We start from the raw sequence: 15,109 nt of genomic DNA on the forward strand, positions 1-15,109 counted from the left end.
GCGGCCATGCTTGCCGGCCGGGAAGACCTCGCGGATTTCGGCGCGGCCGACGACCGTTTCGAACGCCTCGGGGCCAAGCTCGCCCGCCATGCCGGCGCGAATCTCGTCGATCAGGTCATAGATGATGTCGTAATATTTCAACGCCACCTTCTGCCGCTCGGCGATCTCGCGTGCCTTGGCATTGGCGCGCACGTTGAAGCCGATGATCGGCGCGCCGCTGGCACCCGCCAGCGTCACGTCGCTTTCGGTGATGCCGCCGACGCCCGAATGCAGCACGCGGGCACGGATGTCGGCTGTGCTGATCTTGTTGATCGAGGCAACGATCGCCTCGACCGATCCTTGCGTATCGGCCTTAACCACCAGCGGATATTCGATCGCCTGCTTTTCCTTCAGCGCGGAGAACATCATCTCCAGGCTGGCGGGCGCAGAGGTGGTGCGCTTGCTCGTCAGCACGCCCTGGCGATACTCCGCGACTTCGCGCGCCCGCGCTTCGTTTTCGACGACCTGCAACGGATCGCCTGCCATCGGGATGCCCGACAGGCCGAGCACCTCGACCGGCATCGAGGGGCCCGCTTCCTTGATCTGGCGGCCCTTGTCGTCGATCAGCGCACGGACCTTGCCGCTTTCGGCACCGACCACGAACACGTCACCGACCTTCAGCGTACCCCGGCTGATCAGGATGGTCGCGACCGGGCCGCGACCCTTGTCGAGCTTGGCCTCGATGACATTGCCCTCGGCCATCCGGTCGGGGTTGGCCTTCAGCTCCATCAGCTCGGCCTGGATCTGGATCTTCTCGATCAGCTCGTCGAGCCCGGTCTTCTTGAGCGCCGACACTTCGACATCCTGGACGTCGCCCGACAGTTCCTCGACGATGACTTCATATTGCAGCAGCGCCTCGCGCACCTTTTTGGCGTTCGCCTCGGGCTTGTCGATCTTGTTGATCGCCACGATCATCGGCACGCCCGCCGCCTTGGTATGGCTGATCGCCTCAATTGTCTGCGGCTTCAGGCCATCATCGGCGGCTACTACTAGGATGACGATGTCGGTAACATTGGCACCGCGCGCGCGCATCTCGGTAAAGGCCTCATGGCCCGGCGTATCGAGGAAGGTGATCTGCGACTTGTCCTTCATCGTCACCTGATAGGCGCCGATATGCTGGGTGATGCCGCCGGCCTCGCCACGCACCACGTCGGTCCCGCGCAGCGCATCAAGCAGGCTGGTTTTGCCGTGATCGACATGGCCCATGATCGTCACGACCGGGGGCCGTGGCAGCATCTGGTCTTCGGTGTCCTCGCCGGTGTCCAGCGCCAGATCGATGTCTGAGTCGCTGACACGCTGGATGTTGTGGCCGAATTCGGTGACGAGCAGCTCGGCGGTGTCCTGATCGATCGTCTGTGTCATGGTGACGGGCATGCCCATCTTGAACAGCGTCTTGACCAGGTCCGCGCCCTTTTCCGCCATGCGGTTGGCGAGTTCCTGGACGGTAATCGCCTCCGGCACGATCACATCGCGGACCTGCTTGGCTTGCGCCTCACGCGGGCCGCCGAAATGGCGCTTTTCCTTCTCACGTGCACGCTTGAGTGCAGCGAGCGAACGCGCGCGCGCGCCGTCACCATCGTTGAGCGCCCGGTTGACGGTGAGCTTGCCCGACTGGCGACGATCGTCGACGCCCTTGCGGTCGCGCGCGGGGCGTGCGGGCGGCTCGGACGGGCGCTTGGAGCCCGGTGCCGATGATGGGCCTGCATTGCCCGATGCGGGCGCGGGTGCGGGCGTAGCGGACGATGCGATCTCTGGCTCTGGCTCGGGCTTGCGCACGGGCTGCGGCCGTTCCGGACGCGGCACCGGCGTGAAGCGACGCGGTGCAGGCATGCTGCTGTCCAGCGTCAATTCCATCGGATTGGCGGCTGGCGCTTCTGGCGTGGGAGCGGGGTCGGCGGCCACGACGGGTTCGATCGGCGCCGATTCTGCGGCTGACTCTGGGGCCGCGACATCGATAACCGGTTCCGGCGCGGGCGGCGCATTGCGCGCTTCCTCGGCACGGCGGCGTTCTTCCTCAAGCGCTTCCTGACGCTCGCGCTCTTCGCGACGACGCGCTTCCTCAAGCGCGTTCATCCGTGCTTCGTCGGCCTCGCGCAGCAGCTTGGCCTGAAGTTCCTGGCGTGAAAGCAGGCTGTCGCCCGCCTTGCGCGCTGCACTTGGCGGCGGCGGCGCAGGGGTGACGGGCGCTGGAGCGGGGGCAGGGGCCGCGATAAAGGGTTCGTCCTGAACGACAGGCTCGGGCTCACCCGGCCGGCGAAGGACGCGGCGCGACTTCACCTCCACCACCACGGTGTTGGAACGGCCATGGCTGAAGCTCTGCTTCACCTTGCCGGTTTCGACCGTGCGCTTAAGGCCCAAAGGCGCGCGCATGCCCAGTTTCGGCTTTTCGTTGTCGGTATCGCTCATCAGGTCGCTCAAAGTCCTCAAATATTCATGTCGGCAATTGCCGCATCATCGTCAGCCGGTCCGGATGGTTCGCCGGAAAGGTCGCCAGAAATATCGGCCCCATTTTCAAACGCCGATGCGCCCTGCGAGGCCGTTTCGCAAGGCGCAGACTCCTGTTCGGGTCCGATAAAGTGCAGCCAGCGATCAAGCGCTTCGCTCAGTCGCCGGGCAGCGCCAGGGTCGGTAAGCCCGATATGTACCACGTTTTCGCGGCCCAGCGCCACGGACAATATAGGGCGCGCCAGCGGGATTACCATTCCACGCAAGCCCCCGCCCTCTTCATCGCGGCCAATGCGCCATGCCTGATCGAGTTTGCGGGTGCCGTCGGCGCCCGCATCGCTGGCATGCAGCAACATGTGCAATTTGCCGCTACGCGCCGCCTTTTCAATCCGTTCACCGCCGATCACGATGCTGCCCGCACGCGATTCGAGGCCAAGCCGATCGAGCACCGCCTTTTCAAGCGCCGTCGCAATCGCGCCGGGCAGATCATCGGGCAGGCGGAAATCGTTCGTCTTGAACGCGCGGGCCAGCGCGCCTTTCAGCTTGCCCTTGGCCATCGCGGTTTCAAGGCTGGCACGCGGCACGCCAATCCACGCCCCGCGCCCGGGCGCCTTGGCCCGCACATCGGGATGGATCATGCCATCGGGCGCGAGCGCCAGCCGCACGAGATTCGCACGCGCCGCCCGGTCGCCGGACAGGATGCAGCGGCGGATGGGATCGGTCATCGCTCGCCTCCCTTGTCAAAGGAAGGGCAAACCATGCCGCCCGGTTCTGTCTGAAGCCCTAGCGCCTCATCGGGGGGGAACCGCATGCGCGTCCTCCCTGGGTGCAGCAACGGGGGCATCGCGATCGGCAATTAATTGCCCACCGGCGCCGTAATTTTCGGTCGAGACTTCCTCGATAACGATCTGCACCGCATCCGGGTTCTTGCCCAGCCGGTCGACCAGCGAGCGAGTCACGTCGGCGACGATCCCCGCTTTTTGATCGCGCGTGGCTGAACCCGAAATGCGGATGCTGACGAATGGCATCAGGCGTCTTCGCCCTCCGCAGCAGCGTCCGCTTGCGGGCCGGTTTCCTCATCCTCGAACCAGTGCGCGCGGGCGGCCATGATGATCTCATTGCCCTGATCTTCGCTCAGGCCATATTCGGCGAGCACGCCGCCCTTGTCTTCGGGGCGCTTATTGTCGGTCTCGACGCGGCGGCGCTGCTCCTGGCGCTTCTTCTGCACCAGTTCGTCGGTCGCGAGATCAGCGAGATCGTCGAGCGTCTTGATCCCGGCCTTGCCGAGCGTGACCAGCATCGCCTCGGTCAGATGCGGCATGGCGGCGAGCGCATCCTCAACGCCCAACTCACGGCGCAGCGTGCGATTGGCTTCTTCGCGGCGCTCAAGTGCTTCGGTCGCGCGGTTCTGCAGCTCGGCGGCAAGATCTTCGTCAAAGCCCTCAATCGAGGCGATTTCATCGACCTCGACATAGGCGACCTCTTCCAGCGCACCAAAGCCCTCGGCAACCAGCAGCTGGGCGAGCGTCTCGTCGACGTCGAGCTCGTTCTGGAACATTTCTGAACGCTCGACGAATTCCTTCTGGCGCTTCTCGGACGCATCGGCCTCGGTCAGGATGTCGATCGCCTTGCCGGTCAGCTGGCTGGCAAGCCGCACATTCTGGCCGCGACGGCCAATCGCGAGCGAGAGCTGATCGTCAGGCACCACGACCTCAATCCGGTCCTCTTCCTCGTCGATCACGACGCGGCTGACTGATGCGGGCTGGAGCGCGTTGACCACGAAGGTCGCGGTATCGGGCGACCAGGGGATGATGTCGATCTTCTCGCCCTGCATTTCCTGCACGACGGCCTGAACGCGGCTGCCCTTCATGCCGACGCAGGCGCCGACCGGATCAATCGACGAATCATGCGAAATCACGCCGATTTTGGCGCGCGAACCGGGATCACGCGCAGCGGCCTTGATCTCGATGATGCCGTCGTAAATTTCGGGCACTTCCTGCGCGAACAGCTTCTTCATGAAATCGGGATGCGCGCGGCTGAGAAAAATCTGCGGGCCCCGGTTTTCGCGGCGGACGTTCAGGATCAGCGAGCGGATACGATCATTAACGCGCACCACTTCGCGCGGGATTTGCGCGTCGCGGCGGATAACGCCCTCGGCGCGGCCAAGATCAACCACGACATGGCCGAACTCGACACGCTTGACGACGCCCGTGATGATCTCCCCGACGCGGTCCTTGAATTCCTCGAACTGGCGGTCGCGCTCGGCATCGCGGACCTTCTGGAAAATCACCTGCTTGGCGGCCTGGGCGGCGATGCGGCCGAATTCGATCGGGGGCAGCGGATCGACGATATAATCGCCGACAACGGCACCAGCCTGAAGCTTCTGCGCTTCCTTCAGGTTCACCTGCTTGAAATAGTCATCAACCGCCTCGACCACTTCGACGACGCGCCACAACCGCAAGTCGCCACTTTGTGGATCGAGCTTGGCGCGGATGTCGTTCTCGGCGCCATAGCGCGCGCGTGCGGCGCGCTGGATCGCGTCCTCCATCGCTTCGATCACGATGCCGCGATCGATCAGCTTTTCCTTGGCGACGGCATCCGCAATCGCGATCAGTTCGGCTTTGTTGGCGGAGACGGCAGAGCCGCCGAGGGCAGTGGCCATGAATATCAGTCCTGTTCTTGCGTGTCGGGTTCGGCCATGTCGGCCGCAGGTTCATTGTTATCGTCTTCGAATTCGTCTGCGCCTGCGGTCGAAAGCGGCGCAGTCGCCGCCAGCAGCCGGTCGGTAAACAGCAATTTCGCATCGGCGACCTGATCAAAGCCGATTGTCATCGCTTTGTGCTTTTTTACGTCGATCGTGATCTGGTCGCCGTCGACGCCGACGAGATCGCCGGTCAGCTGTTTGCGTCCATCGATCGGCTCGACCAGGTGGATGCGCGCCTCATGGCCTTTCCAGACATCGAAATCGGCAAGGCGCGTCAGCGGCCGATCAATCCCCGGCGAGCTGACCTCAAGCCGGTACGCTTCCTTGATCGGACCACGACCGGCCTCTTCCAGTGAATCGAGCACATCGGAAACCCGGCGTGAAAGGGCGGCGCAATCGTCGATGTTGAGCTGGCGGGTGTCGGGCCGCTCGGCCATCACCTGCAGCGTCAAATCGCCCGCCCCACCAAACATCTTGACGCGCACCAGATCAAAACCCAGCGCACGCGCCTCGGGCTCGATCAGGTGCGACAAAAGCTGGGCGACATCCGCCAAAAACATTCTCCAGATAAGCGACCGCGCCGCCGGGCCCGGTGGGGTCCAGCCTCTGCAGCGTTGCCGATGTAGAGAAAAGCGCATGGGCGATATAGGCGGAAGCCGCTATGCTGGCAAGCATCCAAGCGCGCAGCAGTGCGTTTGCGGTTTTTATCCTGTTTCGGAGAGCCTGATGCGTCCTTTTCTTGTCCTGCCATTGCTGCTGATATCCTGTGCAGGCGTGGCCCAGCGCAACAGCCCGTCAACCTCGACGGACAAGCCCTTCACTGAAACCGTGATCTCCGATTTCGACGCGCCTTGGGCAATGACTTTCCTGCCCGATGGCGGGATGCTCGTCACCGAAAAGGACGGGCGGCTGTTGCTCGTCTCCGCCGATGGGAAGGAACGATCGGTGGTGAGCGGCACGCTGCCGGTCGATAGCGCTGGGCAGGGCGGGTTGATGGACGTGGTGCTGGCACCTGGCTTTGCCACCAATCACCAGGTCTATTTCAGCTTTTCCGAAAGTGGGGAGGGCGGCAAGGGCGTGGTGCTGGCGCGCGGCGTGCTCGCTATCCAGCAGGTCCAGTGCATCCGGGCACCGTGCCCGCCGATTGTGCGGCTCGACAAGGTAGAGATACTCCACCGCGCGACGCCCTATGTGCCCGGCAACGGCCATTATTCAGGCCGCATCGCCTTTTCGCCCGATGGCCAATATCTTTTCTACACCAATGGCGAGCGCCAGAAATTCGATCCCGCACAGGATATGACGGTCACGCTCGGCAAGGTGCTGCGGCTGACGCTGGAGGGGAAGCCAGCGTCCGGCAATCCCTTCTACCCCGAAACCCCGGTCAAGGCCGCCATCTGGTCCTATGGCCATCGCAACCTGCTGGGGCTCGCCTTTGATGCGGACGGGCGGCTATGGGAACAGGAAATGGGGCCAAAGGGCGGCGATGAGCTCAACCTGATTGAACCCGGCAAAAATTATGGCTGGCCGCGTGTATCCAATGGCAGCCATTATGACGGCCGCGATATTCCCGATCATGCGCCGGGGGATGGCTATGAACCCCCCAAGGTTTTCTGGAACCCCGTGATCTCGCCGGGTGGGTTAATCATCTATTCGGGCAAATTATTTCCAGCATGGAAGGGCGATGCTTTTATCGGTGGGCTGTCGAGTCAGGCGCTGGTCCGGGTCGACCTGAACGGCGCGAGCGCGAAAAAGGGCGATCAATGGGACATGGGCGCGCGCATCCGTGAAGTGGAACAAGGGCCGGATGGCGCGATCTATGTGCTGGAGGACGGCGATGATGGGTCGCAGGGGCGGCTGATCCGGCTGACGCCAAAGGAGTAAGCTCATGAAGCGTGCACTGCCATTATTGCTCACCGTCAGTCTCGCCGCGTGCAGCGGATCGGGAGGCTCGGGAAGTACGGGCGGGACCGGCAGCGTGCCGATCGTTTCCCCGGCACCGAACCCAACGCCGACCCCAACCCCAACGCCAACCGCGACACCCACGCCCACTGCTGCGGTTCAATCACAGGCAATCGCGACCTTCACCTCGCCCTGGGCGATGACCTTCCTGCCAGATGGCCGGATGCTGGTGACGCAGACCGGCGGCGTGCTTCGGCTGGTCACCCAGGCAGGTGTTCTGTCAACCGTTACCGGTGTGCCAACGGTTGCCACCGGCGGGCAGGGCGGCTTGCTCGACGTGGCGATCGATCCTGCCTTTGCCTCCAATCGCAGGGTGTATCTCAGCTATTCGGAAAGCGGCACCGACGGCGCCGGGCTTGCCGTGGCACGCGGTACGCTCGCGGCCAATGATGCCTCGCTCGAGAATGTTAGCGTAATCTGGCGGCAAGCACCGAAGGTCGCCAATGACACGCGGCACTTTGGCGGGCGCATCGCATTTTCGCCCGATGGCTTCCTGTTCGTCACTGCGGGCGAGCGGCATCAGGGCGCGCCGGCGCAGGATTTGGCACAGACGCTCGGCAAGACAATTCGCCTCAACCCGGACGGAACGATCCCGTCGACCAACCCCTTTTTCGGCACCGCCGGCGCTAGGGCCGAGATTTGGGCGCTTGGGCAGCGCAACCAATATGGCCTGGTATTCGCGCAGGACGGCCGATTGTTCGAAAGCGAGATGGGGCCGGCCGGTGGCGATGAGTTCAACCTGGTCACCCGCGGTGCCAATTATGGCTGGCGGATCGTCTCCGAAGGCGATGATGGCGAGGTGCTCCCCCGCCATTCGACCCGCCCCGAATTTGCTGCGCCGCTGGTTAGCTGGACCCCCGTCATCGCGCCAAGCGGGATGATCCAATATACCGGCACGCGTTTTATCGGCTGGACCAATGATTTCATCCTCGCTGGATTGGTGTCACAGGGTCTGGTCCGTGTGCGCGTGACCGGATCGACCGCCGCTGAAGTCGCCCGCATCCCGCTCGGCGCGCGCATTCGCGAAGTGGAGCAGGGGCCGGATGGAACGATTTGGGTGCTGGAGGACGGGGCAAGCGGCAGGCTGCTGAGGCTCACCCCGCAATAGAGGGTTGGGCGGTTTTTTAGGTTGGCCTCGCCACGCATCCCGTCAATCCCGGCGCGGGCGTGCAGTGACGAGAATGATGATTGTGGGCAATGACGCCCGCATATCGCGCTTACTCTAACCCCCGCCCCACCCATTTCCCCTTGCGCCTGCTCGTCAAATGAAACGCCCCACATCGGTCACAGCGATAGGGAAACAGCGCTAGGCCCGCCGTCTGCGCCGCCGTCACCGCTGCCTCGGCGGTGGGGTAGCGCTTTTTTCTGACGCAGGTGCTTAGCTTGGTGCGCAGGGCCGGTCCTCCTTGGGGCGATCGTGTTTTCTTCCATTGCGCAACGTCGAAAGCGTCCGCCCGGTCTGTGCCTGCGCAATATGGCCGGTTTCCCGCACGTTCCGGCACTTTATCCCTGTCTATTCCCCGCCGAGCGCCTCGATTCGCATCGTCGCCTCCGCCACGCCCGGATTGGCGGCACTGCCCGTCATTGCCTCGAACACGTCGCTGAGCTTGGCATAGCGCGTGCGTGCATCGCGCCACAGGTCGATCGCACCGGCCACATCGCCCACCGCCTCCGCCTGGCACGCGGCGCAGCGCACCGCGTTGGCGATGTCGAGCGGCGGCGCGTCGGGCACTTGTGCGTAAAACCACAAAGCCTGCGCGCAATCACTTTCCGCCTCGGCAGCGCGGCTCGCGCCGATCAGCATGTCGGCGCGGTGGCGCAGCGCATGGGCGAGCGCGAGCGGGTTGGTCCCCTGGCGCAGCATTTCAATCGCCACGCTCTGCTGCGCGATTGCGGTACCCAAATCGCCCGCCGCGCGCGCTGCCCGCGCGGCTTCGAGCAGCACCGCGATCTCCCTCATCCGCGCACGATCAGATAGTTCATCCGCGCGCTGGCAATGGGCTTGGTGCGATCATCCTGCCAGGCATGCGCCTCAACATTGGCGACGCGGTTGCCAAGCCGCGTGACAATGCCCCCGGCGCGGGTTTCCTTCTCGCGGCCGCCACGCATGAAATCGATCGTCACGTTGATCGGCTTGATCTGAACGTCATCGCCGTTGCTCTCTTCGGCCAGCGCATGCTGGAGCGAGGCGATCGCCGCCATTTCGAGCAACCCGCCAATCGCCCCGCCGTGCAAAAAGCCGGGGCGGCCCATCACGTCCACCGCAAAGGGCATCATCAGCAGCGGCGGCCCGCTGTCAGCGGGTTCGATCACCAGCCCGAGCAGATCGGCATAGGGCGGCAGCGTCATGTCGACGGCCCTGTCGGCAGGCCCGTCATCATGAACATGCCGGCGACATGCGCGAGCGGATTGGCCGGATCGCCATCGTGCGCCATGCCGCGCACGAACGAAATGTTGCGCGTGGTGCGATAGCATTCGCCGCGCCCGATCACCGTTTTGCCTGGGGTTGCCGGACGAAGATAATCGATCCGCAGATCAAGCGTGGCATGCGGACGAAACTGGCCGAGCCTGGTCCACACCGCCAGGCTCGTCGCCTGGTCCATCATCGTCAGAATCGGGCCAGAGGCGATCACGCCGGTGGCCGTGTCGCCGATCAGAAAGGGCGCATAGGGCAGTTCAAGCTCGACCCAATCGGGCCCATGGCAACGATAGCGCACGCCAAGCCGCCCGCCATGCCCGCGCCCGCCAAAGGCGAAAAAGGCCTCGGGGTCGAAAACAAATGGGGCGGCAGGGGCAGTCATGATCGCGCGTCTATACATGCCCCGGTCAAGGTGCAAAGCCCGGTCGCATTGGGGGCATCCGATCTTGCCCGTTGCCGCCGGGCGGCGCGCCCGATAGCGTGGCGCATAACCATATAGAGGAGAGGCGGATGCACCCCAGCGTCCATGCAGCGCTAACGCCTGATAAAGCAGCGCTGATTGTTGCCGAAACCGGCGAGACGATCAGCTTTGGCGCGCTCGACGCGCGCTCAAACCGGGCCGCCCATCTGTTCCGCGCGCACGGGTTGCAGACTGGCGACACGATCGCATTGTACCTCGACAATATCCCTGAATTTTACGACATCGCCTGGGGCGCGCAGCGGGCCGGGCTGTTTTACGTGTGCATCCCCAGCAAACTCACTGCGCCCGAAGTGGAGTATATCGTCCGCGATTCAGGCGCGACGTTGGTGATTGCTTCGGCAGCCACGGCCGCGGTCGCTGCAACGCTGACAGGTCCATTGGCGGATTGTACCCGGCTGATCATCGGCGGCGCGATGGCGGGTTGGCAGCCCTGGGCAGAGGCGGTCGCGGCCCTGCCCGATACGCCGATTGCCGATGAACGCGCCGGCATCGATATGCTCTACTCGTCCGGCACCACTGGCCGCCCAAAAGGCGTACGGGTCGCGCTGCCGCCCGAACCAGCAATTGCCGCGCCGACCGTGCTGACCATGCTCGCCCAGGGGCTCTACCGGCTCGGGCCCGACAGCATCTATCTCTCGCCCGCGCCGCTCTATCACGCGGCACCGCTGCGTTGGTCGATGACGGTGATGCGGCTGGGCGGCACCGTGGTGATGATGCAGCATTTCGATCCCGAAGCGGCGCTGGCCGCGATCGAACGCTATCAGGTCAATGCCAGCCAATGGGTGCCGACGCATTTCGTGCGGCTGTTGAAGCTCGATGAGGCGACCCGGGCGCGCTATGATCTGTCGAGCCTGAAGGTCGCGATCCACGCCGCCGCGCCCTGCCCGATCCCGGTGAAAGAGGCGATGATCGCCTGGTGGGGCCCCGTCCTCTACGAATATTATGCCGGATCAGAAGGCAATGGCCTGACGACGATCGACTCCACCCAGTGGCTCTCCCACAAGGGATCGGTCGGGAAGGCGGCCTATGGCGCGCTGCATATTTGCGACGAAGGGGGCAATGAGGTGCCGCCGGGGACCGAGGGCCTTGTCTATTTCGAAGGCGGCGGGGTGTTCGAATATCATAATGATCCCGCGAAGACCGCCGAGGCAAGGAACGCGCAGGGCTGGACCACGCTGGGGGACATTGGCCGGGTGGATGAAGAGGGCTATCTCTACCTCACTGACCGCAAGAGCTTCATGATCATTTCGGGTGGCGTGAACATCTATCCGCAGGAGATCGAAAACCGGCTGATCACGCATCCGCGCGTGGCCGATGTCGCTGTCATTGGCGGGCCGTGCCCCGATATGGGCGAACGCGTGATCGCGGTGGTGCAGCCCGTCGACATGGCCGAAGCCGGGGAGGGCCTTGCCGCCGAGCTTACCGCCTGGTGTCGCACCGAATTGTCGGGCGTGAAGACGCCGCGCCAGATCGATTTCGCAGCAGAGCTGCCACGTGCGCCGACCGGCAAACTCTATAAGCGGCTGTTGCGCGATCGCTATTGGGGTGAGATGAGCTCACGTATTGTCTAACCTTACCGTCACCCCGGACTTGTTCCGGGGTCCACCGTGCGGCAAGTATCGCCACTGGTTGACTTGCTGCATCGTGGGCCCCGGAACAAGTCCGGGGTGACGAAAGAAGGAATGAAATCTGATGGAAGACCGCGTTCGCATTACCGTTACCGATCATGTCGCCGACGTGAAATTGATTCGCAGCGAAAAGATGAACGCGCTCGATCCCGCTATGTTTCAGGGCATTGCCGACGCGATTGAGCAGCTCGCTGGGATGGCTGATGTCCGCTGCGTGGTGCTTTCAGGCGAGGGGCGGGCGTTTTGCGCGGGTCTCGACATGGCGAGCATGGCCGCAGGCGGCACCGGCACGTCGCTGGCGGATCGCACGCATGGCGATGCGAATCTGCCGCAGCACGTCGCCTGGGGCTGGCGGACTTTGCCGATGCCGGTGATTGCTGCCGTCCACGGCGTTGCCTTTGGCGGTGGCTTTCAGATCATGTCAGGCGCCGACATCCGCATCGCCAGCCCGCATACCCGGTTTGCCATCCGCGAAGTCTATTGGGGCCTGGTGCCCGATATGGCCGGTATCGCGCTGTGGCGCGGCATTGCGCGCGACGATGTGCTGCGCGAACTGACCTATACCGCGCGCGAGTTCGAAGGCGCGGAAGCGCTGGCGCTCGGTTTCGTGACCAAACTCGCCGACGATCCCTGGGCCGAGGCACACGCGCTCGCCAAGCAAATCGCTGCACGCAATCCGGAAGCGGTGCGGGGGTCAAAGAAGCTGTTCAATCTGCAACCTGATCTGGGCAGCGCTGCTATCCTGCAGGCCGAAAGCGATGTGCAGCTTGGGGTGATCCGCCGCCCGAACCAGATCGAACAGGTGATGGCGAATATGGAAAAGCGCAGCCCGGTGTTTGTGGATTAGAGAAACGACTAAAGAGGCAAGACGAGGAAATGAGTGACGATCATCTTCGTCGCATCGCGCCCGGTAAGTTCGTTATGGACGTTACCTTACCAAATCCGAAGAAGGGTGATTTCAAAGCTTCCGAAAATCAAATTCGTGCCGTTCAAGAATTCTATGGACCGTTTGCGAGTAACAGTCTGACAGATCACCAGTGTCATGTACTGTTATCCGTTCGTTCATATTCACGAGCTGTGACAAAATCGTTGCTGCCAAGTTTTGAGTTTTCTCAACGGGAAAACATTTCGCGAATAGCCGCCACTCTCTTGCTTAAGGACCCTCAAAAGATAAGGGCGGTTCTTGTTTGGTCCGGAATTCAATGGCATCGCCAACCAGATGATCCCACCGTTATCAGAACAAAATATTATTCGTGGCTCATAGCTGAACTAAAAAAGATAATTGTCGCGCAAAACCTTTAGACTATCTCATTTTTCCCGTTCGTATCGAGCGAAGTCGAGAAACATGCCGCGAGCGCCGCGTAGGGTTTCTCGACTTCGCTGGACCCGAGCGGTTGCGAGATGACCCAACAAGATTCATTCTTCCTCAGGCGTCCCGCACCTGCCACCGCTCTAGCGCCGCGCGGAAGTCATCGGGCAGCGCGGTCGCGCCGTCTTCGCTGCTCATCACCACCACCGTGTCGCACGTTGCTATCGCCACGCCATGCTGGAATGCGGTGGACAGGATCGTCCAGCTGCGCGTGCCGATCGTCCCAATGCCGCTCATCACCTCGACATCGGCGGGGAAATGCCCTTCGGCGAGGTAATTGATCACCACTTGGGCGACCAGCCAGCGTTGCGTGCGCCAACCTTCCAGCCCGACAGTGCGGTTGAACTTGACCCGCCCGGTTTCAAAGATCGCCGCCATGCCGACATTGTTGATATGGCCAAGCACGTCCAGGTCCTGAAAACGGGTCTGGACGCGCTCGGTATGCGGGTATGCGGCGGGGTCAAGCCGCCAGGGATCGGGCCGGGCCATTGATCGCCCCCGGTCAGAGTCCGGCGGCGAACAAGTCCATCTTGCCGATCTTGACGCCCTTCATCCGCAGGATCGCATAGACCATCGACAAGTGGAAATAGATGTTGGTCGTGCCGAACACCGTCAGCCACTGAGCGGCTGGCAGGGTGGGCTCCATCGTTTCGCCGAGCTGAACCGTCAGCGGCACGTCATCGCGTCCGGCGAACTGATCAGCGGTGATCGTGGCCAGGAACGCCTTGGCATCGGCAATTGCGGCACGATAGGCGGCAAGATCGAGATCGGCGGTGACTGGTTCGGGCACCGGCAGATCAGCGACGCGCGCTGTCCAGGAGCGGGTGAAATTGATGACGACCATCAGCTGGAAGCTCAAAGGGTGCATGTCATCGGCAAGCCGCCAGCCGAGCATGTCTTGCTCTGACACGCCGTTGGTGATGGCGAAATCTGCGCCCTTGGTGAGCAGGTGCGCCGCGGCGTCGAGCTGACGGCGATAGAGATCGACGAAGGAAAAAAGCGATACGGTCATCGGGGGAGGCTCCTTGATTAGTGACGCGACCCGGCAGTGCATGCCGGGTCGTCGGACGGGGCCGCGGCCCCGCCGTTCGCGCTTGGGCGAGTCAGCGCGCGCGCCCGCGCGCTGCTGCCCTGCGCGTCAGCGTGGTGCCATCCGGATTGCGCCGTCGAGCCGCACGTCTTCGCCATTGAAATAGCTGTTTTCGATCATCGTCAGCGCCAGATGCGCATATTCCGGCGGTGCGCCGAGCCGCTTTGGGAACGGTACGGATGCGGCGAGCGCATCCTTCACATTCTGCGGCGCGCCCTGCATCAGCGGGGTTTCGAAGATGCCAGGCAGGATGGTGTTGATGCGGATGCCTTCGCCCATCAAGTCGCGCGCGATGGGCAGCGTCATGCCGACGACACCGCCCTTGGAAGCGGAATAAGCGGCCTGGCCGATCTGGCCGTCCTCAGCAGCGACCGAAGCGGTCATCACCATCGCGCCACGTTCGCCGTCTTCTTGCGGTTCGAGCGTGAGCATCCCGGCAGCGGACTTCGCCACGCAGCGGAAGGTGCCGACCAGGTTGATCTGGATCAGCCAGTTGAACGCTTCCAGGCTGAAATGCTTGATGCTGCCATCTTCCTTGGAACGGCTGGCGGTCTTCATCGCATTGCCCGTGCCGGCGCAGCAGACCAGCACGCGTTCCTGGCCATGCGCTTCGCGCGCCTTGGCGAAACCGGCGTCGACCGATTCTTCGCTCGTCACGTTCACTTCGCAGAAAATGCCGCCGATTTCAGCAGCGACGGCCTCGCCCTTGGCGGCCTGCATGTCGAAGATAGCGACCTTGACGCCCTTGGCAGCAAGGGCGCGGGCAGTGGCGGCACCAAGGCCAGAAGCACCACCGGTGACAACGGCGGCAGTGGTTGAATCGAGTTTCATATGTGTTCTCCTAAGCCCCTCCCCTTCAGGAGTGCAGTGCAGTTTGTGCTCCCAGCACAAACTGAAATTGCCGGGGACAATTTCACCCTGCACTGGGTTGGGGTGGGGGCTGTCCACCCGGATCACGGTCGATGTGCCGGAGGA

Annotated in this window: 16 protein-coding genes; 5 read left to right on the forward strand and 11 right to left on the reverse strand. The window is 63.2% G+C overall.

Annotated features, from left to right (window positions below):
- The 5 genes from infB to rimP all read right to left on the reverse strand — a co-directional run.
- The coding region (gene infB / locus B7Y43_RS14990) for a translation initiation factor IF-2 (protein ID WP_374132477.1) at positions 1-2,445 on the reverse strand (2,445 nt) is incomplete at its 3' end.
- A gap of 17 nt (positions 2,446-2,462) precedes the next feature.
- Positions 2,463-3,209 (reverse strand): DUF448 domain-containing protein, encoded by a 747-nt coding sequence (locus B7Y43_RS14995; RefSeq protein WP_374132478.1) that lies wholly within the window; start codon positions 3,207-3,209, stop codon positions 2,463-2,465.
- A gap of 66 nt (positions 3,210-3,275) precedes the next feature.
- Positions 3,276-3,512, reverse strand: a complete 237-nt coding sequence (locus B7Y43_RS15000) for a 4-oxalocrotonate tautomerase family protein (protein ID WP_374132479.1) — start codon at positions 3,510-3,512, stop codon at positions 3,276-3,278.
- Positions 3,512-5,146 (reverse strand): transcription termination/antitermination protein NusA, encoded by a 1,635-nt coding sequence (gene nusA, locus B7Y43_RS15005; RefSeq protein ID WP_374132480.1) that lies wholly within the window; start codon positions 5,144-5,146, stop codon positions 3,512-3,514. Before nusA ends, B7Y43_RS15000 begins: the two co-directional genes overlap by 1 nt.
- Positions 5,147-5,151: 5 nt before the next feature.
- Entirely contained in the window at positions 5,152-5,748 is a 597-nt protein-coding gene (gene rimP / locus B7Y43_RS15010; RefSeq protein ID WP_374132481.1) for a ribosome maturation protein RimP, read from the reverse strand.
- A 166-nt stretch (positions 5,749-5,914) separates the two neighbouring features.
- Here rimP and B7Y43_RS15015 point away from each other — a divergent pair, with 166 nt between their 5' ends.
- Positions 5,915-7,069 carry a PQQ-dependent sugar dehydrogenase gene (locus B7Y43_RS15015; protein ID WP_374132482.1) on the forward strand — a complete coding sequence of 385 codons (1,155 nt, stop codon included), beginning with the start codon at positions 5,915-5,917 and terminating at the stop codon, positions 7,067-7,069.
- A gap of 4 nt (positions 7,070-7,073) precedes the next feature.
- On the forward strand, positions 7,074-8,255 hold the full coding sequence (locus B7Y43_RS15020; RefSeq protein WP_374132483.1) for a PQQ-dependent sugar dehydrogenase: 1,182 nt from the start codon (positions 7,074-7,076) through the stop codon (positions 8,253-8,255).
- Positions 8,256-8,660: 405 nt separating this feature from the next.
- Here B7Y43_RS15020 and B7Y43_RS15025 read toward each other — a convergent pair whose 3' ends face one another.
- The 3 genes from B7Y43_RS15025 to B7Y43_RS15035 are packed head-to-tail and all read right to left on the reverse strand — an operon-like array spanning position 8,661 to position 9,948.
- Entirely contained in the window at positions 8,661-9,092 is a 432-nt protein-coding gene (locus B7Y43_RS15025) for a hypothetical protein (RefSeq protein WP_374132484.1), read from the reverse strand.
- A gap of 11 nt (positions 9,093-9,103) precedes the next feature.
- Positions 9,104-9,496 (reverse strand): PaaI family thioesterase, encoded by a 393-nt coding sequence (locus tag B7Y43_RS15030; RefSeq protein WP_374132485.1) that lies wholly within the window; start codon positions 9,494-9,496, stop codon positions 9,104-9,106.
- On the reverse strand, positions 9,493-9,948 hold the full coding sequence (locus tag B7Y43_RS15035) for a PaaI family thioesterase (protein WP_374132486.1): 456 nt from the start codon (positions 9,946-9,948) through the stop codon (positions 9,493-9,495). Before B7Y43_RS15035 ends, B7Y43_RS15030 begins: the two co-directional genes overlap by 4 nt.
- Before the next feature lie 128 nt (positions 9,949-10,076).
- Here B7Y43_RS15035 and B7Y43_RS15040 point away from each other — a divergent pair, with 128 nt between their 5' ends.
- The 3 genes from B7Y43_RS15040 to B7Y43_RS15050 all read left to right on the forward strand — a co-directional run bounded on the left by B7Y43_RS15040 (position 10,077) and on the right by B7Y43_RS15050 (position 12,977).
- Positions 10,077-11,618, forward strand: a complete 1,542-nt coding sequence (locus tag B7Y43_RS15040; RefSeq protein ID WP_374132487.1) for an acyl-CoA synthetase — start codon at positions 10,077-10,079, stop codon at positions 11,616-11,618.
- A 121-nt stretch (positions 11,619-11,739) separates the two neighbouring features.
- Positions 11,740-12,522 (forward strand): crotonase/enoyl-CoA hydratase family protein, encoded by a 783-nt coding sequence (locus B7Y43_RS15045; protein WP_374132488.1) that lies wholly within the window; start codon positions 11,740-11,742, stop codon positions 12,520-12,522.
- A 29-nt stretch (positions 12,523-12,551) separates the two neighbouring features.
- Complete coding sequence (locus B7Y43_RS15050; RefSeq protein WP_374132489.1) at positions 12,552-12,977, forward strand: hypothetical protein; 426 nt, start codon at positions 12,552-12,554, stop codon at positions 12,975-12,977.
- Positions 12,978-13,101: 124 nt separating this feature from the next.
- Here B7Y43_RS15050 and B7Y43_RS15055 read toward each other — a convergent pair whose 3' ends face one another.
- The 3 genes from B7Y43_RS15055 to B7Y43_RS15065 all read right to left on the reverse strand — a co-directional run bounded on the left by B7Y43_RS15055 (position 13,102) and on the right by B7Y43_RS15065 (position 14,965).
- On the reverse strand, positions 13,102-13,533 hold the full coding sequence (locus tag B7Y43_RS15055; protein ID WP_374132490.1) for a thioesterase family protein: 432 nt from the start codon (positions 13,531-13,533) through the stop codon (positions 13,102-13,104).
- A 13-nt stretch (positions 13,534-13,546) separates the two neighbouring features.
- Complete coding sequence (locus B7Y43_RS15060; protein ID WP_374132491.1) at positions 13,547-14,056, reverse strand: DUF1993 family protein; 510 nt, start codon at positions 14,054-14,056, stop codon at positions 13,547-13,549.
- A 126-nt stretch (positions 14,057-14,182) separates the two neighbouring features.
- Positions 14,183-14,965, reverse strand: a complete 783-nt coding sequence (locus B7Y43_RS15065; RefSeq protein WP_374132492.1) for an SDR family NAD(P)-dependent oxidoreductase — start codon at positions 14,963-14,965, stop codon at positions 14,183-14,185.
- Between the last annotated feature and the right edge of the window lie 144 nt (positions 14,966-15,109).

This window comes from Sphingomonas sp. 28-62-20, assembly GCF_002281505.1.